We start from the raw sequence: 22059 nt of genomic DNA on the forward strand, positions 1-22059 counted from the left end.
CGGTCCATTTCGTGACCGCTCCCCGTGAGAGGGGCATATTCCCATGCGATTTTCCCGGTTCTTCATCGACCGGCCGATCTTCGCAGGCGTCATCGCGGTGCTCATCACCGTGGTGGGTGCGCTTGCGTTCTTCGGCCTGCCGGTCAGCCAGTATCCCGACATCGTCCCCCCGACGGTGACGGTGACCGCCCAATATCCCGGCGCTTCCGCCGAAACCGTTGCCGACACCGTGGCTGCTCCCATCGAGCAGGAGATCAACGGCGTCGACAACATGCTCTACATGTCCTCGCAGTCGACCGGCGACGGCAAGGTGACGATCACCGTCACCTTCAAGATCGGTGCCGATCTCGATGCCGCGCAGGTTCTGGTGCAGAACCGCGTGGCCGTGGCCGAACCGCGCCTTCCCGAAGCGGTGCGCGCCATGGGCGTCGTCACCCGCAAGACCTCGCCAGACTTCCTGATGGTCGTGAACCTGCAGTCGCCCGATGGCTCGCTGAACCGCGACTATCTGTCGAACTACGCGCTGACCCAGGTGAAGGACCGCCTTGCGCGTCTGGACGGCGTGGGCGACGTGCAGCTGTTCGGCTCGCGCGACTATGGCATGCGCATCTGGATCGATCCCAACAAGGCCGCCGCCATGAACCTGACGGCGGGTGAGATCGTGGACGCGCTGAAGGCGCAGAACGTGCAGGTTTCGTCCGGCTCGATCGGTGCGCCGCCGTTCGACAAGGGTAATGCCTACCAGGTGGGCGTCGAAATGCAGGGCCGCCTGAACACGCCCGAACAGTTCGGCGACATCGTCGTGCGTACCGATGCCGATGGCCGTCAGGTCCGCGTGCGCGACGTCGCACGTGTCGAGTTGGGCGCGCAGGACTACACCACAAACACTTACCTTTCGGGCAAGCCCACCGTCGTGATCGCGGTGCTGCAGCGCCCGGGTTCCAACGCGCTCGACGCGGCGAAGGCCGTGCGCGCCGAGATGGACGATGTCGCCAAGTCCTTCCCCAAGGGCCTGGAATATTCGGTGATCTACAACCCCACCGAATTCATCGGCCAGTCGATCGACGCGGTCTATCACACGCTGTTCGAGGCGGTGATCCTGGTCGTGCTCGTGATCCTCGTCTTCCTCCAGAACTGGCGCGCGGCGGTGATCCCGATCATCGCGATCCCGGTCTCGCTAGTCGGCACCGCGATCATGCTTGCGGCAGTCGGCTACTCGCTCAACAACCTTTCGCTGTTCGGTCTTGTCCTCGCCATCGGCATCGTCGTCGACGACGCCATCGTCGTGGTCGAGAACGTCGAACGCTACATCGAAGAAGGCATGAAACCGATCGAGGCCGCTCGGCGCTCGATGGACGAAGTGACCGGCGCGCTGATCGCCATCGTCCTGGTGCTCTGCGCAGTGTTCGTGCCGACGTTGTTCATCACCGGCATGTCGGGGCAGTTCTACAAGCAGTTCGCCGTTACCATCACCACGGCCACCGCGATCTCGCTGCTGCTCTCGCTCACGCTTTCGCCCGCGCTTGCCGCGCTGCTGCTGAAGGACAAGCACGGCCTTCCGGCCAATGCCCCGCGCTGGAAGCAGGTGCTGCAAAGCGCAGCGGACAAGTTCAACCACGGCTTCGACCGGATGAGCGATCGCTACGCAGCATTGACGCTGAGGCTGGTGAAGGCGCCGGTGAAGATGATGGCGACCTATGCCGCCCTCATCGCTGCCACCGTGGGCATGTTCTGGGCAACGCCGACCGGCTTCATCCCGCAGCAGGATCAGGGCTACTTCCTGGCCGCGATCTTCCTGCCGCCGGGCTCGTCGCTCAGCCGCACGGACGAAGTCTCGCAGGACGTGGCGAAGCGTCTGCTGCCGATCAAGGGCCTGCGCGGCGCGGTGATGTTCGCGGGCTTCCACGGCCCGTCGCAGACCGCGGCGCCCGATGCTGCCGCCATCTACTTCCCCTTCAAGAGCTTCGAGGAGCGCAAGCAACTCGGCGTGACGTACGAAGGCATCATGGCGCAGGCGCAAGCGGCCATGAAAGGCTATGACAAGGCGCAAGTGCTGCTGATCCCGCCGCCGACCATCAACGGCATCGTCCCCCCGGGCGGTTACCGCATGATCGTGGAGGACAAGGAAGGCCGTGGTCTGGGTGAACTCCAAAAGGCTGCCGGCGCGCTGATCGCGCAGGCCAACCAGCAGCCGCAGCTTCAGCAGGTCTACACCCTGTTCAGCATGAACACCCCGCGTGTCTATGCCGACGTGGACCGCCGCAAGGCCGATATGCTGGGCGTTTCTCCGTCCAAGATCTTCGAAGCGATGCAGGTCTACCTCGGTTCGTCCTACATCAACGATTTCAACCTTTTGGGCCGTACCTATCGCGTCACCGCGCAGGCCGATGCGCCCTATCGCGGATCGACGGCGGATATCGCCAATCTCAAGGCGCGTTCGGACTCGGGTGCGATGGTGCCGGTCGGCTCGGTCGCGACCTTCAAGGACGAGACCGGACCCTACCGCGTGGTGCGCTACAACCTGCACCCGGCGGTGGAAATCGACGGCAGCTACGGCAAGGGCTACTCCTCGGGCCAATCGCTGGCGACGATGGAGAAGGTGGCGAACGAAACGCTCCCCTCGGGCTACGGCCATGAGTGGACGGGTATCGCCTATCAGCAGGCAACTGCGGGCAACACGGCCGGAATCGTCTTCGGCATGGCGGTGCTGTTCGTCTTCCTGGTGCTGGCCGCCCAGTACGAGAGCCTGACCTTGCCGCTATCGATCATCCTGATCGTGCCGATGTGCCTGTTCGCGGCCATGTTGGGCGTGAACCTGCGTGGGATGGACAACAACATCCTCACCCAGATCGGCCTGGTCGTGTTGATTGCGCTCGCCGCGAAGAACGCGATCCTCGTGGTCGAATTCGCCAAGCAGGCGGAAGAGGAGCGGGGCTACTCGCCGGTGGAAGCCGCCGTCTATGCGGCCCGCACCCGTCTGCGCCCGATCCTGATGACTTCGTTCGCCTTCATCCTCGGCGCGGTGCCGCTGGTGATCGCGAGCGGCGCGGGGGCCGAGCTTCGGCAAGCGCTGGGCACGGCGGTGTTCTTCGGCATGGCCGGCGTGACCGCCTTTGGTCTGCTGTTCACGCCCACCTTCTACGTCGTTTGCCGCAAGCTCGCGGCGGCCCTTCGGCGCAAGCCTGCCCAGTCGGACTTTGGGCCGCACCACGAGAGCCACGCGGTGATTCCGGCGGAATGAAAGGACGGATGATGTCCATGAATATCAAGAACATGGTGGCGACTCTTCTGGTCGCCACCAGCCTCACGGCCTGCGCCGTCGGACCCGACTATGTCGCGCCGACGCCGCCGGCCACGGCAAGCGCGCCCTTCGTGGGCGTGCAGTCCGCCGAAGTGACCAACGCCTGGCCGGACGACAATTGGTGGCGGCTCTACAAGGACCCTGTGCTCGACGGCCTCGTCGCCGATGCGCTGGCCGCCAATACCGACGTGCGGGTGGCGGTGGCCCGGATCGAGAAGGCGCGGGCGAACTTGCGCGGTTCGAAGTCCGACGCGTTGCCGCAGACCGGCATCGACGCCAGCGGTACCTACGGCCGCGTCTCGGAAAGTCAGGTGCTGCCGGGCTATGACCGGGAAGGGCGCCGCGTCGATGGCGAGCTTTCGGTCAGCTACGAGCTGGACCTGTTCGGCCGCGTGAAGCGCGGGATCGAAGCATCGCGCGCCGATCTTGCAGCCTCGATCGAGGATGCCGATGCGGTGCGGGTGACGGTGGTTGCCGATACCGTGCGCGCCTATGTCGATGCGACCAGCGCGGCCGAGCAGATCGCGGTGGCGCAGGATACCGTGGCGCTGCTCGACAAGTCGGAGCGGATCACCAATGCCCGCTTCGAACGCGGCCTCAACCAGAAGCTGGACGTGATCCGCGTGACGCAGCTGCGCGAGCAGCAGGCGGCGGCGATCCCCAGCCTTCAGGCTACGCGCGATGCGGCGATGTTCCGACTGGCGACGCTGACCGGGCGGACGCCGCAGGACCTGCCGGCTTCGGTGCGCGATCGCACGACCACGCCCGATGTCGGTCAGCCGATCCCTGTGGGTGACGGCGCCACCCTGCTGGCACGCCGTCCGGATGTGAAGGCGGCAGAGCGCCGTCTGGCCGGCGATACCGCGCGGATCGGCGTGGCTACGGCGGATCTCTACCCGAAGATCACGCTGGGCGGATCGATCGGCACCACGGCGGTGGGCGTGACCGACATCTTCGGCGGCGGACCGCTGCGCTGGCTGGTTGGGCCGATGATCTCCTGGGCGTTCCCGAACCAGGAAGCCATCCGTTCGCGGATCGGCGGCGCGCGGGCAGACGCCAAGGCCGACCTCGCGACGTTCGACGGCACCGTGCTGACCGCGCTGGAAGAGACCGAGACGGCGCTTTCCGCCTATCGCAACGCTCTGCTGCGCAAGGATCGGCTCGCTTCGGCCCGCGATGCGGCCAAGCGCGCGGCGGACGTCAGCATGGCGCGGCAGAGCAGGGGGCAGATCGACGCGCTCGACGTGCTCGATTCCCAGCGCACGCTGGCGGGGGCCGAGGCGGACTATGCATCGGCCACGCGCGCGGTGGCCTTCGCGCAAGTGGACCTGTTCCGCGCGCTGGGCGGGAACTGGCAGGAAACCTGATCTTTCCGCGTGGTGCGCCCAAAGAGAAAGGGGCGGCAAGGCCAGTGCCTTGCCGCCCCTTTTCGTGTGCGGATAATGCGATCAGCGCGAGCCGAAAGCGTAACGCACGTTGATTCCGAATTCGCGCGGAATGGTGGTGGTCACACCGGTGTAGGTGCTGGTGTAGGTCGCCCCGCTCGAACCGGTGAACACCGGACGACCGGTGGACGGATTGAACTGACCGGCCCAGGCAAGCTGCTGGTAGCCGGTATAGAGCGGGGTCGTGCGGGTAAGCGTTTCGGTCGTGTTGAACACGTTCTTCGCATAGAAGCCGATTTCCCAGGCACCGTCATCCGCACGCAGACCGGCGAACAGGTTCACCAGCGCATAGTCGGGCACGTCGTCGTAGGCGTTGGTCGGATCACCCTTCGACTTGCCGTAGTACGTGAGCAGGCCGCGAACATAGGCATTGGCACCGGTCAGGACCGGGAAGCTGTACTCGCTCTGCACCGTGGCGCTGAACGGCGCCATGAAGCCGGAACGCTGGTTGACCTGGCAGGCCGAGATATTGTCCGTGCCGACAGCGCCTTGCATCTGCGCCAGGGTAGGCGTGCTGGTCACAGCGTCGGGCACGCCGTCGCCGTTCAGATCGTTACAGGGCACTGTGCCGTTCTTGATCTTGCCCATCGAATAGCTGGCCTGCGCGCTGAGATCCCAGCCCTGCAGGATGGTGTAGGAAACGTCGCCCTCGACGCCGTTCACTTCTACGGGGACGGCGCCTACGAAGTTGAAGTTGCTTACCTGTTGCGCCGTACCGGTCACGTTACCGGCAGCGTCGCGCACCGCGACCGTGTTGATGTAGAACACGCCATTACCCGGCGCACGGTAGGGGTAGTTCTTGAACTTCTGGTGGTAGCCGGTGAGGTTGAAGCGCAACTGTCCGTCCAGCATCGTCGATTTCAGGCCGATTTCATACGACTTCGAGGTTTCGGCCGGCAGGTGCAGGAACGAATTTTCGAGGGCCGACGGGGCGATGTTGAAGTCGCCGGTGACGTCGATCCCCGGGCGCCACGAGCTGCCGGTCGAGGCGTAGACCATCAAGTCGCGCGAGAAGTTGTACTTCAGCGAGCCGCTGTAGATCCATGCTTTCTCATGCTGGGTACGGTCCGTCAGCGCGGTCGAGTTGACCGTGAGAATGCTGCGGTTCTTGTAATCGATATGCCGCACGCCGCCGGCGATTTCGAACCCGCCGAAGTGTCCGGTCAGGTTGCCGAAGAACGATTGCTCGTGCGACTTACCCTCGCTCTCCACCGGGGTCTGGACCACTTGCGCGATTCCGCCGCCGAGCGCGGTGGGCAGACGAACGATCGTCGGGCTGTTGAGCGTGGTGTCGGGATGGTTGCGGTTGTCGAAGAAGCCGACGACGTAGTCGAACATGTCGAACAGGCGTTCGTCGTTCTGCAGGCGGATTTCATGCGACGTCGAGGTCGAATAGGTATCGGTGACCTGGTTGACGTCGCCAGCGAAGAAGTTGCCGTCGTCGACATTGTCGGTCGAATGGATCTTCTGGGTATAGTGCTGGCCCTGATAGATCAGGCGCTGGCCCCACTGGCTGGCTTCGGCGCGCCAGTTGTAGAGGTCGAAGAACTGGCGGATGACGCGCGGATCTTCCTGGATCGACAGGCGATCCTTGGTCGAGATCACGACCGGGCTGGGCGTGGCGTTCGGATTGGCTTCCGTGAACGATGCGACCTGATCGTACGTGCGCCCCTGCACGTCGGTACGCTGGTACATGCCTTCGAAGCGCAGCCAGTCGGTCGGCGTGACGAGGGCGGAGAGGCGGCCGCTCTTGGTGCGCCAGAACGGATCGGGATTGGCGTAGATCGAACGGACGCGGTCGCCCTCGTTCTCGTCCCAGACGCCGGCGGCGCGGATCGCGGCAATGCCTTCGACCACCGGAATGTTGACCGCACCCTTGAAGTTGATGGTGCCGATGTCGTTGGCGGTCATGTCCATGACGCCGCCGTACGAATAGAGGTCCGGCTTCTTAGTGGTGATGGTGATCGAGCCCGAGGGAGATGCGCGGCCGCGCAGGGTGCCCTGAGGGCCGCGTAGCACTTCGATCTGGCCGATGTCGTACATCTGCTGAAGCACGAGGCCGGCGGTGGTCGGCGCGTCGTTCATGTAGAATTCGACGGTCGGGTTGTTGCCGCTGGCGTTCACGTCGAAGTTGACGCCGCGCATCTTGGCGTTGCCGCCGATGCCGTTGGCGTTGGTGGTGAGTTCAAGGCCCGGTGCGAGCGTCTGGACTTCCTTGAAGTCGCGCATGCTGAGCTTGGAAAGGTCTTCGGAGGTGACCGTGTCGATCACCGCCGGCACGTCCTGCACGTCTTCGTCGCGGCGGCGGGCCGAAACGATGATGACGTTGGCCGCCTCGTTGGCATTGGTAGCCTCTGGCTGCTGCTGTTCCTGGGCCAGTGCCGGGGAACTGATCCCCAGCAGACCGGCCGAAGCCAGCAGAAGCTGCTTGTAAACGCGCATGAACTCTCCCTCCATTTTATTGTAAATTCTTATTGGGGGAATGGGTGCTAGGCGGGGCGGCGCGTTGTCAAATGAAATGCCTTCATTTTTACCAAACTACGGGAGGGCGTTATTTGAACAGGTGGTCAAATCCGGGCAAGTCGCGGAAATGTCCGGTTTTCCTACCTATGAAACAGAGTGGATCAGAATGGTTTGGGCAAAAAAAGGGGCGCCGAAGCGCCCCTTTTCCGAATCTGCAAGGAAGGTCCTGCGGTCAGTTGCGGCTGGCCAGACCCTTGTTGAGCCAGAGCGCTGCCAGCGTGGCGAGCGCGCCCGAGAGCAGGTAGGCGCCCGAGGCGATCAGGCCGAAGTTGGCCGAGAGCAGCAGCGCCGCCAGCGGGGCGAAGCCGGCGCCGAACAGCCAGGCAAGGTCGCTGGTCAGCGCCGAACCGACGTAGCGGTGCTCGGTCGCGAAGCCGGAGGCGACGACGCCCGACGACTGGCCGAACGAAAGGCCCAGCAGGATGAAGCCGAGGACCATGAAGATCACTTCGCCGGCCGGACCGGCATCGAGCAGCTGCGGTGCGAAGCCCGAGAAGACGGCGATGCCGACAGCGCAGGTGCCCAGCAGGTTGCGGCGGCCGAAGCGGTCCGCGATCAGGCCGGAGGCGATCACGGCGGCGAAGCCGAAGGCGGCCGCCATGGCTTCGATCAGCAGGAAGCCGGTGGGCGAATCGTTGGTGAACAGGAAGACCCACGAAAGCGGGAACACGGTGTCCATGTGGAACAGCGCGAAGCTGGCGAGCGGGGCGAGGGCGCCGACAAGGATCGTGCGCCATTCGCTGCGGATCGTCGCCGAAACGCTGACGGCCTGCAGATCGCGGGTGGAGAACAGGGTCTCGAACTCGTCGGTGACGACGATGCGCAGGCGGGCGAAGAGGGCGACGACGTTGATCGCGAAAGCCACGAAGAACGGATAGCGCCAGCCCCAGTCGAGGAAGTCGGCCGCGGGAAGTTCGCGGATCATGTAGGCGAACAGCAGGCTGGCGACGATCAGGCCGATCGGCGCGCCGAGCTGCGGGATCATCGCGTACCAGCCGCGCTTGTTCTCAGGCGCGTTGAGCGCGAGGAGCGAGGCCAGGCCGTCCCACGTGCCGCCCAGCGCGAAGCCCTGGCCCAGACGGAACAGGCAGAGCAGGTAGATCGCGGTGACGCCTGCCGATGCATAGGAAGGCAGGAACGCGATCGCCGCGGTCGATCCGCCGAGCATGAACAGCGCGATCGTCAGCTTGGTGCCGCGGCCGTAGGCACGGTCGATCACCATGAACAGCAGCGAGCCGAACGGACGGGCGACGAACGCCAGCGCGAAGATCGCGAAGGAGTAGATCGTGCCGGTCAGCGCGTCGACGAAGGGGAAGAACAGCTTCGGGAAGACCAGCACCGAAGCGATGGCATAGACGAAGAAGTCGAAGAATTCCGACGTTCGCCCGATGATGACGCCGATGGCGATCTCACCCGGGGAGGGCTGGTGATGCTCCTTGAACGTCGGCAGGCCCAGGGCGTCTCTGGACTGGGGTGTGCTGGTCATTTCGATTCTGCGGCCTTCGTCTCGGGTCCGTTGCCGACCCACGCGGAACGCGCAAGGCCGGTCGCGGACGAATCAAAGCGGACGCGCGAAAACGCCCGTGTACATGGTGGGGCCCTATCGACATTGATTGGCGTCAAGGGGATTGGACAAAATGTCCTATGTTCGCACCCGCGGCATCGGCTTAGGCGCACCAGCCATGCGCCCACCCGAGTCCCGACCGAAGCCGCGGCACCTGCCCGCGCTCGCCAAGATCGCTGCCGCCCTGTCCCTGACGGGTGCGCTGTCCGCTTGTAACGCCGTCGTGCTGCACCCTTCCGGGGATGTCGCGCAGCAGCAGGGTGACCTTGTCGTCGCCTCTACCCTGCTGATGCTGCTGATCATCGTTCCGGTCATGGCGCTGACCGCGTGGTTCGCCTGGCACTACCGTGCCGCGAACAAGAACGCGAAGTACGACCCGCACTGGGATCACTCGACCCAGCTCGAACTTCTGATCTGGGCGGCTCCGCTGCTGATCATCATCTGCCTTGGCGCCCTGACCTGGGTAAGCACCCACCTTCTCGACCCCTACCGCACCATCAGCCGCATCGACGCCCAGACCCCGGTTGCCGAAGACGTCAAGCCGCTGGAAGTCGAAGTCGTCGCGCTCGATTGGAAGTGGCTGTTCATCTATCCCGAGCAGGGCATTGCCACGGTGAACGAGCTGGTCGTGCCCACCGGCCGCCCGCTGCAGTTCAAGATCACCTCGTCGAGCGTGATGAACTCCTTCTACGTGCCGGAGATGGCCGGCCAGATCTACGCGATGCCGGGCATGGAAACGCGCCTGCACGCGGTGATGAACCGCCCCGGCGATTCGGTCGGCTTCTCGGCCAACTATTCGGGCGCGGGCTTCTCGCACATGCGCTTCGCCACTCATGCGGTTGCCGATGCGGACTTCGCAAACTGGGTGAAGTCGGTGCAGACCGCGACGCCGAAGGGCGGCACGACCGGCACCGACGAGGCCAATGCCGGCACCCTTGACCGCGCCGCCTACCTCCAGCTCGAAAAGCCGAGCGAGAAGGTGCCGGTCACCCGTTTCGCCGCCGTTTCGCCCGACCTTTATAACGCCATCCTCAACATGTGCGTTCAGCCCGGCAAGATGTGCGCCAGCGAAATGATGGCCATCGACGCCCGTGGCGGCCTCGGCAAGGCGGGCATCCGCAATGTCGAGATGCTGTCCTACGACCGCGGCGGCCGCGAAGCCGTCGTCCGTGCCTCCGCCAATCCGTCGGCCGCCGTCCAGCGCGAGCTGGCCTGGGTCCGCGCGCTCTGCCGCCAGAACCCCGGTTCCGCGCCCGATCACTCGGTGAAGGCGCCGGCTTCGATGCAGACGCTTTCGGGCGCCGGCATTTCGGAGCCGCAGGAAGCCGTGCCTTTCCTTTCGCGGGATAAGGAAGCGCTTGCCGCTCCCGTCTCCACTCCTGCGCATTCCTCCCAGATTTCCCGGAACTGACAGAACATGGAAGCCGTAGACCATTCGCACTGGAGCCCGTTATTGGGCCGCCTGTGGTGGGACGCCCTGCCACAGGAACCGATCGTGCTCGCAACCTTCGTCGTCGTCGCCCTTGGCGGCGTGGCGATGGTGGCCGGCCTCACCTACTTCAAGCTCTGGGGTTATCTCTGGAAGGAATGGTTCACCAGCGTGGACCACAAGAAGATCGGCATCATGTACATGGTGCTGGGCCTTGTCATGTTCCTGCGCGGCTTTGCCGACGCGGTCATGATGCGTATCCAGCAGTCGATCGCCTTCAACGGCAGCGAGGGTTACCTCACCGCCCACCACTACGACCAGGTCTTCACCGCGCACGGCGTGATCATGATCTTCTTCGTGGCGATGCCTTTCGTCACGGGCCTCATGAACTACATCGTGCCGCTGCAGATCGGCGCACGCGACGTCAGCTTCCCGTTCCTGAACAACTTCAGCTTCTGGATGACGACGGCGGGCGCGGTGCTGGTCATGGCCTCGCTGTTCATCGGTGAGTTCGCGCAGACCGGCTGGCTGGCCTATCCGCCGCTGTCCAACCTGGCGTACAGCCCGTGGGTCGGCGTCGACTACTATATCTGGGCTCTGCAGATCGCCGGTGTCGGCACGCTGCTTTCGGGCGTCAACCTGATCGCCACCATCGTCAAGCTGCGCGCGCCGGGCATGACCATGATGCGCATGCCGATCTTCACCTGGACCGCGCTCTGCACCAACATCCTGATCGTCGCCGCCTTCCCGGTGCTGACGGCAGTGATGGCGATGCTGTCGGTCGACCGTTACCTGGGCTTCAACTTCTTCTCGAACGACTTCGGCGGTTCGCCGATGATGTACGTCAACCTGATCTGGATCTGGGGCCACCCTGAGGTCTACATCCTCATCCTGCCGCTGTTCGGCGTCTTCTCCGAAGTCACCGCCACCTTCTGCGGCAAGCGCCTGTTCGGCTATTCGTCGATGGTCTACGCGACGCTGGTCATCACCATCCTCTCGTACCTCGTCTGGCTGCACCACTTCTTCACCATGGGTTCGGGCGCGAGCGTCAACTCGTTCTTCGGCATCACCACGATGGTGATCTCGATCCCGACCGGCGCGAAGCTGTTCAACTGGCTGTTCACGATGTACCGTGGCCGCATCCGGTTCGAACTGCCGATGATGTGGACGGTCGCCTTCATGATGACCTTCACCATCGGTGGCATGACCGGTGTTCTGCTCGCCGTGCCGCCGGCCGACTTCGTCCTCCACAACTCGCTGTTCCTGATCGCCCACTTCCACAACGTCATCATCGGCGGCGTGCTGTTCGGCATCTTCGCGGCGATCAACTTCTGGTGGCCCAAGGCCTTCGGCTTCAAGCTCAACCAGTTCTGGGGCAAGGTCAGCTTCTGGCTGTGGGTTCCGGGCTTCTGGTTCGCGTTCATGCCGCTCTACATCCTGGGCCTGATGGGCGTTACCCGCCGCATGCGCGTGTTCGACGATCCGTCGCTCCAGCCGTTCTTCATCGTTGCCGCTTTCGGCGCGCTGATGATCGCGGGTGGCATCGGTGCCATGCTGCTCCAGTTCGCCGTGTCGATCTGGAAGCGCGAGGAACTGAAGGACGAGACGGGCGATCCGTGGGGTGGCCGTACCCTTGAGTGGTCGACCAGCTCGCCGCCGCCGGAATACAACTTCGCCTTCACGCCGATCGTGCACGACATCGACGCCTGGGACGACATGAAGCGCTGCGGCGTGGAACGTCCGACCACCGGCTTCCGTCCGATCCACATGCCCAAGGGCACCGGCACCGGGATCATCCTGGCCGGCCTGTCCACGGCGCTCGGCTTCGCGATGATCTGGTACATCTGGTGGCTCGCGGCGGTCTCGTTCGCCGGGATCATCGGCTACGCCATCTTCCACACGTTCAACTACAAGCGCGATTTCCACATCCCGGTCGAAACGGTCGAAGCGACCGAGGCCGAGCGGACGCGCCAGCTCGCAGCAGCGGGAGCCTGATCGATGACTGCCACTGCTGAAGTCACCCTGACCCAGCCTCAGCTTCAGGCCGCGTTCTACGACCTGAACGAGCACGACCATCCCGAAGGCGGCAGCACCATGCTGGGCTTCTGGATGTACCTGATGAGCGACTGTCTCATCTTCGCCATGCTGTTCGCCGCCTTCGGCGTGCTGGGCGGCAACTTCGCGGCGGGCCCGGGGCCGAAGGATCTCTTCGACCTCAAGCTCGTCGCGGTGAACACGGCGATGCTGCTGTTCTCGTCGATCACCTACGGCTTCGCCATGCTTGCCATGGAAAAGAACCTGAAGGGCGCGACGCAGATCTGGCTGCTGGTTACCGCCGTGTTCGGCGCGGCGTTCCTGTCGATCGAACTCTATGAGTTCCATCACATGATCGCCGAAGGCGCCACGCCGATGCGTTCGGGCTTCCTCACCGCGTTCTTCTCGCTGGTGGGCACCCACGGCCTTCACGTCACCTTCGGCCTGATCTGGCTGTTCACGCTGGTCGTCCAGGTCGGCACCAAGGGTCTGATCCCGGCGAACAAGCGCCGCCTCATGTGCCTTTCGCTGTTCTGGCACTTCCTCGACGTCATCTGGATCGGCGTCTTTACCTTCGTCTATCTCATGGGAATGCTGTGATGAGCGACCACGTCCACCCCAACGAGCACGTCGACGACGTGCACGCCAGCGGCCATGGCACGATGCGCGATTATGTGATCGGCTTCCTGCTTTCGGTCGTACTCACCGCCATTCCGTTCTGGCTGGTGATGACCGGCGCGATCGCCGACAAGTCCACCACCGCCCTGGTCATCATGGCCTTCGCGATGGTGCAGATCGTCGTCCACATGATCTACTTCCTGCACATGAACACCAAGTCGGAGAACGGCTGGACGGTCATGGCGCTGATCTTCACGATCGTGCTGCTGGTCATCACGCTCTCGGGTTCGTTGTGGGTCATGTACCACCTGAACCACAACATGATGCCGATGAACGCGCACGACATGGGGCAGCTGCCCTGATCGTCACGGTTTCAAGCGTATCATGCACAAGATGATCGAAACCAACGAAGCGCGGCGGCCCTGGGGGCTCGCCGCGTTTCTGTTGTTGGCCATTGCCGCGTTCCTGGCGCTGGGCGTCTGGCAGGTGCAGCGGCTGCAATGGAAGCATGCGCTGATCGCCCGCGTGGATGCGCGGGTTCACGCCGCGCCGATCCCGCTCCCGGCCGACGTGCAACTGGCCAGGGTGAAGGGCTCCGACCTCGACTATCTGCGCGTTTCGCTGCAAGGGCAGTACGAGGGGAAGGCGACCGCGCTGGTGCGGGCCGCCACCGATCTCGGCACTGGGTACTGGACGATGACGCCCTTGCGGTTGGAGGATGGACGGCAGATCTGGGTGAACCGCGGCTTCGTGCCGGCGGGTACCACGGCCAAAGTCGCCGGCGCGACGACGCCGGCCGGCCCGGTTTCCGTCGTCGGCCTGCTGCGTTCGGACGAGCCGAAGGGCAGCCTGCTCCAGTCCAACCAGCCGCAGGCGGATCGCTGGTATTCGCGTGACGTCAACGCCATGGCGCAGGCGCGCGGGATCGGCGCCGTCGTTCCCGCCTTCGTCGATGCGCAAGTGGAACAGGCCAACCGCCCCAAGGGGCTGGCCCCGGTGCCCGGCCTCACCCAGATCCACTTTGCCGACAATCACCTCAGCTATGCGCTGACGTGGTTCGCGATGGCGGCGATGTCGGCCATGGCGCTGGTCTTCGTCTGGCGCCGCCGCCGATGGAACGGCTGATCGACCTGTTCGCGCCGCGCGGGCTTCCGGGAAGTTCCGCCAGCCGCGCGAACATCGTCCTGCTCACGCAGTTGCGCTGGACGGCGGTGGTCGGCCAGCTCGTCACCATCGTCGTCGTCCAGCAGGTGCTGGGCGTGAAGCTTTCGCTGGCGCCGCTGCTGCTGGCGCCGCTGCTGCTGATCGTCGTCAATCTCGTATCCGCCAGCGTGGTGCTGAGGCGACACTCGTTCTCGCAGGGTGAGCTGTTTTCGGCGCTGATGATCGACGTGATCGCGCTGTGCTGGCAGCTCTACCATTCGGGCGGGGCGACCAACCCGTTCACCTTCCTGTTCCTGCTCCAGATCGTTATCGCCGCCGTCATCCTGGACCTCAGGTGGAGTTCGCTGGTGGCGGTGAACGCCTGCCTCTGCGTGCTGCTGCTGACGTTCTATTACGAGCCGCTGCGCCTGCCGGTGCAGACCCGCGACCCGTTCCAGCTCTACATCTACGGCAGCCTGCTCTGCTTCGTGCTTGCGGCGGTGCTACTGATCGTCTTCGTCGCGCGTCTCGACCTGACCCGGCGCGAGAGTGATGCCAAGCTGGCCGCGCTGCGCCAACAGGCGGCGGAGGAAGACCATATCATCCGCATGGGCCTGCTCGCCTCCGGCGCGGCGCATGAACTGGGCACGCCGCTGTCGTCGATCTCGGTGATCCTGGGCGACTGGACGCATGAGCCGGCGATTGCCGAGGATCCCGACCTTTCGGCCGACCTTGTAGACGTGCGCCGCGAACTGGAACGCTGCAAAACCATCGTCAGCGGCATCCTGATGTCGGCAGGCGAAATGCGTGGCATTGCGCCCGCCGTCACCACCCTGCGCGGTTTCATCGGCGAAATCCTGCGCGAATGGCGCCCGCGCATGCCGGGCGAGTTGCGCTTCCTCGATTCCATCGATGAGGACCGCTCGATCGTCTCCGATCCGGGTCTCAGGCAAGTCATCGGCAACGTCATCGACAATGCCGTGGAAGTCTCGCCAGATCTGGTGGTGATAGAGGCTTGGGTCGAATCCGGCCGCCTCGTCCTCACTGTCAGCGACCGTGGGCCCGGCTTCGATCCGGAAATTCTGCCGCGCGTCGGCCAACCTTACGCATCCACCAAGGGGCGCGATGGCGGCGGGCTGGGGCTGTTCCTGGTGGTCAACGTGATCCGCAAGCTGGGCGGCAAAGTCGCGGTCGACAATCTGCCCGATCGCGGCGCAAGGGTGCAACTTGCGATTCCCCTTGCTACACTGGCCTATGAGCCCAGAAAGGGCGACGATTAACGCCGGGGCCCCCTTTTGACCGAGCCAGCCATGACCGAAAGTGCCGCGACCGACGCGGAAAGCGCCACACTGCTGATCGTCGAGGATGATCCCACTTTCGCGCGTACCTTGCGCCGTTCGTTCGAGCGGCGCGGTTATCGCGTCAGTTCCGCCGCCAGCCCGGACGAGGCGGATAGCCTCTGCTCGGCGGAGGATTTCGATTACGCGGTGGTCGATCTGAAGCTGGGCGCGTCTTCCGGCCTGTCGGTGGTGCAGACACTCCACGCCCGCTCGCCCGAGACGCGGATCGTGGTGCTGACCGGCTATGCCTCGATCGCGACGGCGGTGGAGGCGATCAAGCTGGGCGCCTCGCACTACCTCGCCAAGCCGTCCAACACCGACGATATCGAGGCTGCCTTCACCAGCGGCGAGGGCGATGCCAGCGTGCCGGTCGATGGCCGCAAGAGTTCGATCAAGACGCTGGAGTGGGAATATATCCACCGCACGCTGGTCGAATGCGAATTCAACATTTCCGAAGCGGCGCGCCGTCTCGGCCTCCACCGACGCACCCTCGCGCGCAAGCTCGAAAAGCGGCAGGTCTAGACCGGAAGCGGGGGGAGGGGGACTTATGGCCGACCATTCCACGCCGCGAAAGGCGCGCCTGCCGGCCGTCGATCCGCGCGCGCTGCTGACGTTCCGCGCGGTCTGTGAAACCGGATCGATCAGCGCGGCGGCGCGGGTGCTGAACCTGTCGCAGCCCTCGGTCTCCAACACCATTGCCTTGCTGGAAAGCCGTCTCGGCACCGTGCTGTTCGAGCGTGGGCGCGGCGGCATCGTGCTGACGCGCGAGGGGCTGGTGCTGCAACGCCGCTCCGAAGCGCTGGCGACCCTGCTGGCGGACGCGGTGAGCGACGTGGAGCACGCCCGCCATCGCATTTCCGGCCCCTTGCGCATCGGCGGCACCCCCGGCGCGCTGTTGACCCTGCTGCCGGGCGCGATCATGCGAATGGAAGCGGCGATGGGCGATTTCGCACTGAGCGTGGTCGAGCGACCCGACGCCGAACTGCACGAGATGCTGCGGCAGGGTGAGATCGAACTCGCCATGGTCACCACCCGGATCGAATCCATCCCCGAAGGCATGGTGGAAGTGACCGCCGCGCGCGATCCCTTCGCGCTGATCGTCGGCCCGCACCACGCGGCATTGGGCAACCGGGTCTCGCTGCGCGAGGTGGAGGCGCTGCCCTGGGTCCTGCCCGAAGCGCGCGGCGCGTTCCGCCGTCAGGTCGATGCCCTGTTCATCGCGGCCGGCGTTTCGGTGCCGCGCACGACGATCCGCTGCGACTCGCTGCTCACCACGCGCGCAATCGTGCGCGATACCGACCGCGTTACCGTGCTGCCGCGCACCGTCGCACTGGATGGCATGTCCGATGGTTCGATCCGCGCCATCGCCATTGCAGAGGCCGTGTTCGAACGCAGCGTCGGCGTGCTGCGCATGGATGGCGGTGCATTGTCGCCGCTGGGCGAGGCGATGCTGGCGGCGCTTCCCGCCGTTCCATAGTTTTTGGCTATGGCATATCGAAATATCATTATTTTACTTTGGATGCGCTGACCCGTTAACCGTTCTCAATTCGAAAGAGAACACACGGGAGAGAGCGATGCGGACCCTGATCCGCGATGTATCCATCTTCGACGGCAGCGGCAGCGCTCTCCAGACCGGCTCGGTGCTGGTGGACGGCGACCGGATCGCCCGTGTCGCTTACGGCGACGATGCGCTGGCGGATGAAACCGCGGACGTCACCATCGACGGGCACGGCCAGACGCTGATGCCCGGCCTGGTCGATGCGCACACGCACCTCACCTGGGGCTCCTCGGTAGAGAAGATCTACCACCAGTTCATCCTGCCGCCGGACGAGTTGAAGGTCGCCGCCTGGCGCAATGCGCGGGTGCTGCTGGACCATGGCTTCACCTCGATCTACTCGGCCGGCGCGCTGGGCGACATGATCGAGCCGGAACTGGCAGAGGCCATTGCGGCGGGCGAGACCCCGGGGCCGCGCATGGTGCCTTCCACCCTGGAACGCAGCCCGGAAGGCGACGAAGGCGTCGACACCGGCGACGTATTCAACGGGCGCGGGCCCGACGCGATGCGGGGCTTCGTCGCCTACTGCAAGGATGAGGGCGTCAAGTCGATCAAGCTGGTCGTCTCCGGTGAGGATGCGCTGAAGCCGGGCTCGGCAATGCAAGTGCTCTACACCCGCGACGAACTGGAAGCCGCCGGAGAGGCCGCGCGTGAGGCCGGCCTGTGGATCGCCGCGCACACCTATTCGCCGGAAGCCATCGGCCTTGCGCTCGATGCCGGTGCGCGCGTGCTCTATCACTGCTCTTTCGCAGACGATGCGACGGTCGATCGCATGGCGGCGGACAAGGACAAGTTCTTCTACGCCCCCGGTCCGGGCGTCTCGGTCGCCGCGCTGGAGGCGAACCCGCCGCCGCATGTCGACATGACGCACATGAAGGCCAGCGCGAACGAACGCATGGGCCTTGAAGGCAAGCTGGTGCCCGCGCTGAAGGCGCGCGGCGTGCGCATCCTGACCGGCGGTGATTACGGTTTCCCGTTCAATCCGCATGGCCGCAATGCCCGCGATCTAGAGCATTTCGTCCAGTATTTCGGCTTCACTCCCGCCGAGGCCCTGCGCTCCGCGACACAGTACGGCGGCGAGCTGATGGGGCTTGAAGTCGGACTGGTGAAGGAGGGCTGGCTGGCCGATCTGCTGCTGGTCGATGGCGATCCCACGGCGGACGTCGCGATCCTGCAGGACAAGGACCGGCTGAAGATGATCATGAAGGGCGGGGCGCTCTACAAGGCTCCTGCCGAGATCGAACCGAACTAGAGCATTTTCTAATCGGGTGGAATCACCTGATGACTCGGAAAATGCGACGAACCAAGAACTTGGAGCAATTGATCCGAAGTAACCGGATCAATTGCTCCAAAACAGGGTCTTAAAAGATGTCGTACGACGTGGTTGTCGTAGGCTGCGGCCCTGTGGGCGCGCTGGCCGCGAACCTTCTCGGCCTGAAAGGGCTCAACGTGCTGGTTCTCGAACGGGAACTGGAACACTACCCGCTGCCGCGCGCGGTCCATCTCGATCACGAGATGATGCGCCTGTTCCAGTCCGCCGGGGTGATCGATCGGGTGGAAGGCGACATGATCGCCACCGACGGCCATCTGCATATCGGCGCCGACCATGGCGTGATCCGCTACATGGGGACGGTCGGCAAGCCGCGCCCCTATGGCTGGGCCAACGACTACTTCTTCTACCAGCCCGAACTCGAAGCCCACTTGCGCGAAGGCTTTGCGGACAGGGACAACGTCGAACTCGTGCTCGGCGCCACGTTTCTCGGCCTGACGCAGGACGAGAGCGGCGTTACCGTCGACTATACCGAGGATGGCGAAACGCGCAGCGTGCAGGCCCGCTGGGTGATCGCCTGCGACGGCGCGCGCAGTTCGGTCCGCAAGGCGCTGGGTGTCGCGCTGGACGATCTTGATTTCGAAGAGCCCTGGCTCGTCGTCGACGCCGAAGTGGAAGGCCCGGTTGCGTTCCCGCCGCTCTCCGGCGTGCCCGAAGGCGCGGACCTTCAGCGCCTCTCGGTGATGATGTGCGATCCCTCGCGCCCCGCCACTGTGGTCCCCGGCCGCCGCGACCACCGCCGGTGGGAGTTCATGCTGCTGCCCGGCGAGGACGATGTCGCAATGTCGGCGCCGGAGAAGGTGGCCGAATTGGTCGGCGCGTGGATGGCCGACGTTCCGCACAAGATCGTGCGCGCCGCGACCTATCGCTTTCACGGCCTCGTCGCGCATCAGTGGCAGGTCGGCGACGTGTTCCTCGCCGGCGATGCCGCGCACCAGACGCCGCCGTTCTTCGGGCAGGGCATGTGCCATGGTCTGCGCGATGTCGCCAATCTGGCCTGGAAAATGGACGCGGTGGCCAACCACGGCGCCGACGCTTCTGTGCTGGGGACCTACCAGCCCGAGCGCGATCCGCATGTCCGCGCCGTGATCGGCGCCGCCGTCGCCGCCGGGCGCTACATCTGCGAACTCGACCCTGCCGAGGCCGCCGCGCGCGATGCCCGCATCCGCGAGGAAGCCGCCCGCAAGTCCGGCGAGACTGCGCATGACCTGATCCCGGCGATTGCAGAGGGCGTGGTCCTGTCCGGCACCTCCGGCGCGGGCGCCCGCTTCGTGCAGCCGGTGCTGGCCGACGGCCGCAAGCTGGACGATCTGACCGGCGGCGACTGGCGCCTCTTCGTGCGCGACGACGCGGTGCCGGGCGATGCCAAGGATGTGACGCGCGTATCCGCCAGCACCCTCCCGGACAATGGCGCGGTGACCGCATGGCTGGACGATCACGGCGCCGACGCCGTGCTGATCCGCCCCGACCACTACGTCTTCGGAACCGCCAGTCACAGCGCCGAAGACCTGCTTGCCGCCCGAGCGGCGCAGCTTTTCAGCCATCAGGAGCTTGCCGCATGACTCTTACGCTGGCTCAGGCCCAGACCATCGTCACCGCCACGCTTGCCGAAGCACGCGCCCGGGGTGCCAAGCAATTGGCCGTGATCGTGCTCGACGCAGGCGCACACCCGGTCGCCTTCGCACGCGAGGACGGGGCGAGCCTCTATCGCTTCGATATTGCCAAGGCCAAGGCCGAAGGCGCCGTGGGCATGGACGCGGACACGGCCGTGCTTGCCGAGCGGGCCAAGGGCAATCCGGTTTTCTTTCAAAGCGTCACCGCTGCCGTCGGCGGCCGCATCGCGTTCTCTCCCGGGGGGGTAGTGATCCGCGATGCCGCCGGCACGCTGATCGGCGCCGTCGGCGTCAGCGGTGACACCGGCGAGTGCGACGCCGACTGCGCCCGCGCCGGCATCCGCGCGGCGGGGCTCTCTCAGGAGACAGAAGCATGAAACTGCGCAGCATCGAACTGGCGCTGCCCGATCCGGCCGCCGCCGCCGCGTTCATGACCGAAATCTGGGGCATGGCCGCCGCTGAATCCAAAGGTGAAACGCGGTACCTGCGCGGATCCGGGCCGTTTCCATACCTTGTGGCTTTCGAGAAGTCGGAGGACGAATTCGTCCGCTCCACCACGTTCGTCTGCACGGCGGAGGAACTGGAAGCGCTGAAGGCCCGCGTTACCGCCGCCGGATGGACCGCCAGCTCGACCACGAGCGACGACCTCGGCGGCGGGCAGGGCGTGCTGGTCGAATTGCCTGAGGGCACGATCCTGCGCTTCCTCGTTGATGCCACCGAAGTCGAACCGATCGCCGGGCGCGACCTGCCGGTGAAGCTCACCCATGTCGTCTTCAACGCCGCCGATGCCGAGGCCTGCGGTGATGCCGTGGAGGACGTGCTGGGCTTCCGCGTGTCGGACCGCACCAAGGGCATGGTCTTCGTGCGCTGCAACGACAGCCACCACTCCACCGCCTTTGCCCGCGCCGGCTTCGCCTCGCTCAACCACGTCGCCTTCGAGATGGAGGATCTGGACGCAGTGATGCGCGGCATCGGCCGGTTGCGCGACCATGCGCTGGTGCCCGCCTGGGGCCCTGGCCGCCACGGCCCCGGCGCCAATGTCTACGCCTACTTCATCGCCCCGTTCGGCCCGGTGATCGAATTCTCGACCGCCGTGGAGAAAGTGCCGGAAGACTACAAGGTCGGCGCTCCGGAAGACTGGACCTGGCCGCCGAACCGCATCGACCAGTGGGGCATCTCAGACAAGGATTTCGACGGCCTTCGCCGTGCCGAGGAGCGCTTCCGCTTCCGCCGCGATTGGGATGCCGCACCGCTCTGACCATTTGACCGCCGCCGCGCGACACGCGGGGGGCAGGGGAGACTACGCATGAACCGTTACATCAGCTTCGAACGTCCCGATGGCACCAAGAGCTTCGGCCGCCTCGAAGGGGACAAGGTGATCGATCTCGGCGCCACCGGCGCGGACGCATGGCTGAAGGACGTGCTGGCCGGTGACGTTGCCGCACTGCCGGCGACGGGCGAGTTCGCCGCCGATGCGGTGAAGCTGCTGCCGGTGGTTCCAAACCCGGAAAAGATCCTCTGCGTCGGCCTCAACTACGCCACCCACGTGGCCGAAACCGGCCGCGAGCAGAAGGAGCACCCGGCGATCTTCACCCGCTGGGCCGACAGCCTGATCGCCGATGGCGATGCCATGGTCCGGCCGCCCGAAAGCGAGCGCTTCGATTACGAGGGCGAACTCGCCGTGATTATCGGCAAGGGCGGCCGCCGCATCGCGCCCGAGAATGCATGGGAGCATGTCGCCGGTTTCGCGCCGTTCAACGACGGTTCGATCCGTGATTGGCAGCGCCACAACATCCAGTTCACTCCCGGCAAGACCTGGCCCGGCACCGGCGGCTTCGGCCCGTCGATGGTCGTCGCTTCGGATGTGGAAGACCTGGCCTCGCAGCGCGTGCAGACGCGCGTGAACGGCGAACTGGTGCAGGATCAGCCGATCTCCGACATGATCTGGGATATCCCCACGGTCATCGCCTACTGCTCGACGTTCACCGACCTCAAGCCCGGCGACGTGATCGCCAGCGGCACCCCCGGCGGCGTCGGCGATAAGCGCAAGCCCCCGCTCTACCTCAAGGCCGGCGACACGGTGGAAGTCTCCATCGGCGTGATCGGCACGCTCACCAACCCCGTCATCGACGAAGCCTGACTCCGCCCCTTGGCCCCATCCCCT

Annotated in this window: 17 protein-coding genes; 15 read left to right on the forward strand and 2 right to left on the reverse strand. The window is 65.1% G+C overall.

What is annotated here, in order from left to right; translation table 11 throughout:
• The first annotated feature begins 43 nt into the window (after positions 1-43).
• Both WBP07_RS00945 and WBP07_RS00950 read left to right on the forward strand, forming a co-directional pair.
• Positions 44-3241 carry an efflux RND transporter permease subunit gene (locus WBP07_RS00945; protein ID WP_395393583.1) on the forward strand — a complete coding sequence of 1066 codons (3198 nt, stop codon included), beginning with the start codon at positions 44-46 and terminating at the stop codon, positions 3239-3241.
• Positions 3242-3258: 17 nt separating this feature from the next.
• The gene (locus WBP07_RS00950; protein ID WP_395393584.1) at positions 3259-4668 is read left to right on the forward strand and encodes an efflux transporter outer membrane subunit; all 1410 of its coding nucleotides are present in this window, start codon (positions 3259-3261) and stop codon (positions 4666-4668) included.
• An 81-nt stretch (positions 4669-4749) separates the two neighbouring features.
• Here the strand turns inward: WBP07_RS00950 and WBP07_RS00955 are convergent, their stop codons facing one another.
• On the reverse strand, positions 4750-7188 hold the full coding sequence (locus WBP07_RS00955) for a TonB-dependent receptor (RefSeq protein ID WP_395393586.1): 2439 nt from the start codon (positions 7186-7188) through the stop codon (positions 4750-4752).
• Positions 7189-7441: 253 nt separating this feature from the next.
• Entirely contained in the window at positions 7442-8755 is a 1314-nt protein-coding gene (locus WBP07_RS00960) for an MFS transporter (RefSeq protein ID WP_395393588.1), read from the reverse strand.
• A gap of 196 nt (positions 8756-8951) precedes the next feature.
• Between WBP07_RS00960 and cyoA the strand changes: the two genes are divergently transcribed.
• From cyoA to WBP07_RS01025, 13 genes are all read left to right on the forward strand, one after another.
• Positions 8952-10244 carry a ubiquinol oxidase subunit II gene (gene cyoA / locus WBP07_RS00965; protein WP_395393590.1) on the forward strand — a complete coding sequence of 431 codons (1293 nt, stop codon included), beginning with the start codon at positions 8952-8954 and terminating at the stop codon, positions 10242-10244.
• A gap of 6 nt (positions 10245-10250) precedes the next feature.
• Positions 10251-12257, forward strand: coding sequence for a cytochrome o ubiquinol oxidase subunit I (cyoB, locus tag WBP07_RS00970; RefSeq protein WP_395393592.1), 2007 nt, complete (start codon positions 10251-10253; stop codon positions 12255-12257).
• Positions 12258-12260: 3 nt separating this feature from the next.
• A complete protein-coding gene (gene cyoC / locus WBP07_RS00975) occupies positions 12261-12896 on the forward strand; it encodes a cytochrome o ubiquinol oxidase subunit III (protein ID WP_395393594.1) in 636 nt (211 codons plus the stop codon).
• Positions 12896-13276 (forward strand): cytochrome o ubiquinol oxidase subunit IV, encoded by a 381-nt coding sequence (cyoD, locus tag WBP07_RS00980; RefSeq protein WP_395393595.1) that lies wholly within the window; start codon positions 12896-12898, stop codon positions 13274-13276. The genes cyoC and cyoD overlap by 1 nt, the downstream gene beginning before the upstream one ends.
• A gap of 22 nt (positions 13277-13298) precedes the next feature.
• A complete protein-coding gene (locus WBP07_RS00985) occupies positions 13299-14039 on the forward strand; it encodes an SURF1 family protein (protein WP_395393597.1) in 741 nt (246 codons plus the stop codon).
• The gene (locus WBP07_RS00990; RefSeq protein WP_395395688.1) at positions 14027-15337 is read left to right on the forward strand and encodes an ATP-binding protein; all 1311 of its coding nucleotides are present in this window, start codon (positions 14027-14029) and stop codon (positions 15335-15337) included. Before WBP07_RS00985 ends, WBP07_RS00990 begins: the two co-directional genes overlap by 13 nt.
• Positions 15338-15367: 30 nt before the next feature.
• Positions 15368-15919: a response regulator transcription factor gene (locus tag WBP07_RS00995; RefSeq protein ID WP_395393598.1), complete on the forward strand. Its 552-nt coding sequence runs from the start codon at positions 15368-15370 to the stop codon at positions 15917-15919.
• Between the two features lie 25 nt (positions 15920-15944).
• Positions 15945-16874, forward strand: a complete 930-nt coding sequence (locus WBP07_RS01000; RefSeq protein WP_395393599.1) for a LysR family transcriptional regulator — start codon at positions 15945-15947, stop codon at positions 16872-16874.
• 97 nt (positions 16875-16971) lie between these two features.
• Positions 16972-18204, forward strand: coding sequence for an amidohydrolase family protein (locus WBP07_RS01005; protein WP_395393602.1), 1233 nt, complete (start codon positions 16972-16974; stop codon positions 18202-18204).
• A 116-nt stretch (positions 18205-18320) separates the two neighbouring features.
• Positions 18321-19844 carry a bifunctional 3-(3-hydroxy-phenyl)propionate/3-hydroxycinnamic acid hydroxylase gene (locus WBP07_RS01010; RefSeq protein WP_395393604.1) on the forward strand — a complete coding sequence of 508 codons (1524 nt, stop codon included), beginning with the start codon at positions 18321-18323 and terminating at the stop codon, positions 19842-19844.
• Positions 19841-20272 carry a heme-binding protein gene (locus WBP07_RS01015; protein WP_132261666.1) on the forward strand — a complete coding sequence of 144 codons (432 nt, stop codon included), beginning with the start codon at positions 19841-19843 and terminating at the stop codon, positions 20270-20272. The genes WBP07_RS01010 and WBP07_RS01015 overlap by 4 nt, the downstream gene beginning before the upstream one ends.
• Complete coding sequence (locus tag WBP07_RS01020) at positions 20269-21153, forward strand: VOC family protein (RefSeq protein WP_395393607.1); 885 nt, start codon at positions 20269-20271, stop codon at positions 21151-21153. The genes WBP07_RS01015 and WBP07_RS01020 overlap by 4 nt, the downstream gene beginning before the upstream one ends.
• A 48-nt stretch (positions 21154-21201) precedes the next feature.
• Entirely contained in the window at positions 21202-22035 is an 834-nt protein-coding gene (locus WBP07_RS01025; protein WP_395393609.1) for a fumarylacetoacetate hydrolase family protein, read from the forward strand.
• The last annotated feature ends 24 nt before the right edge of the window (positions 22036-22059 follow it).

The sequence above is a fragment of the Novosphingobium oxfordense genome, from assembly GCF_044029435.1.
GTDB lineage: Bacteria > Pseudomonadota > Alphaproteobacteria > Sphingomonadales > Sphingomonadaceae > Novosphingobium.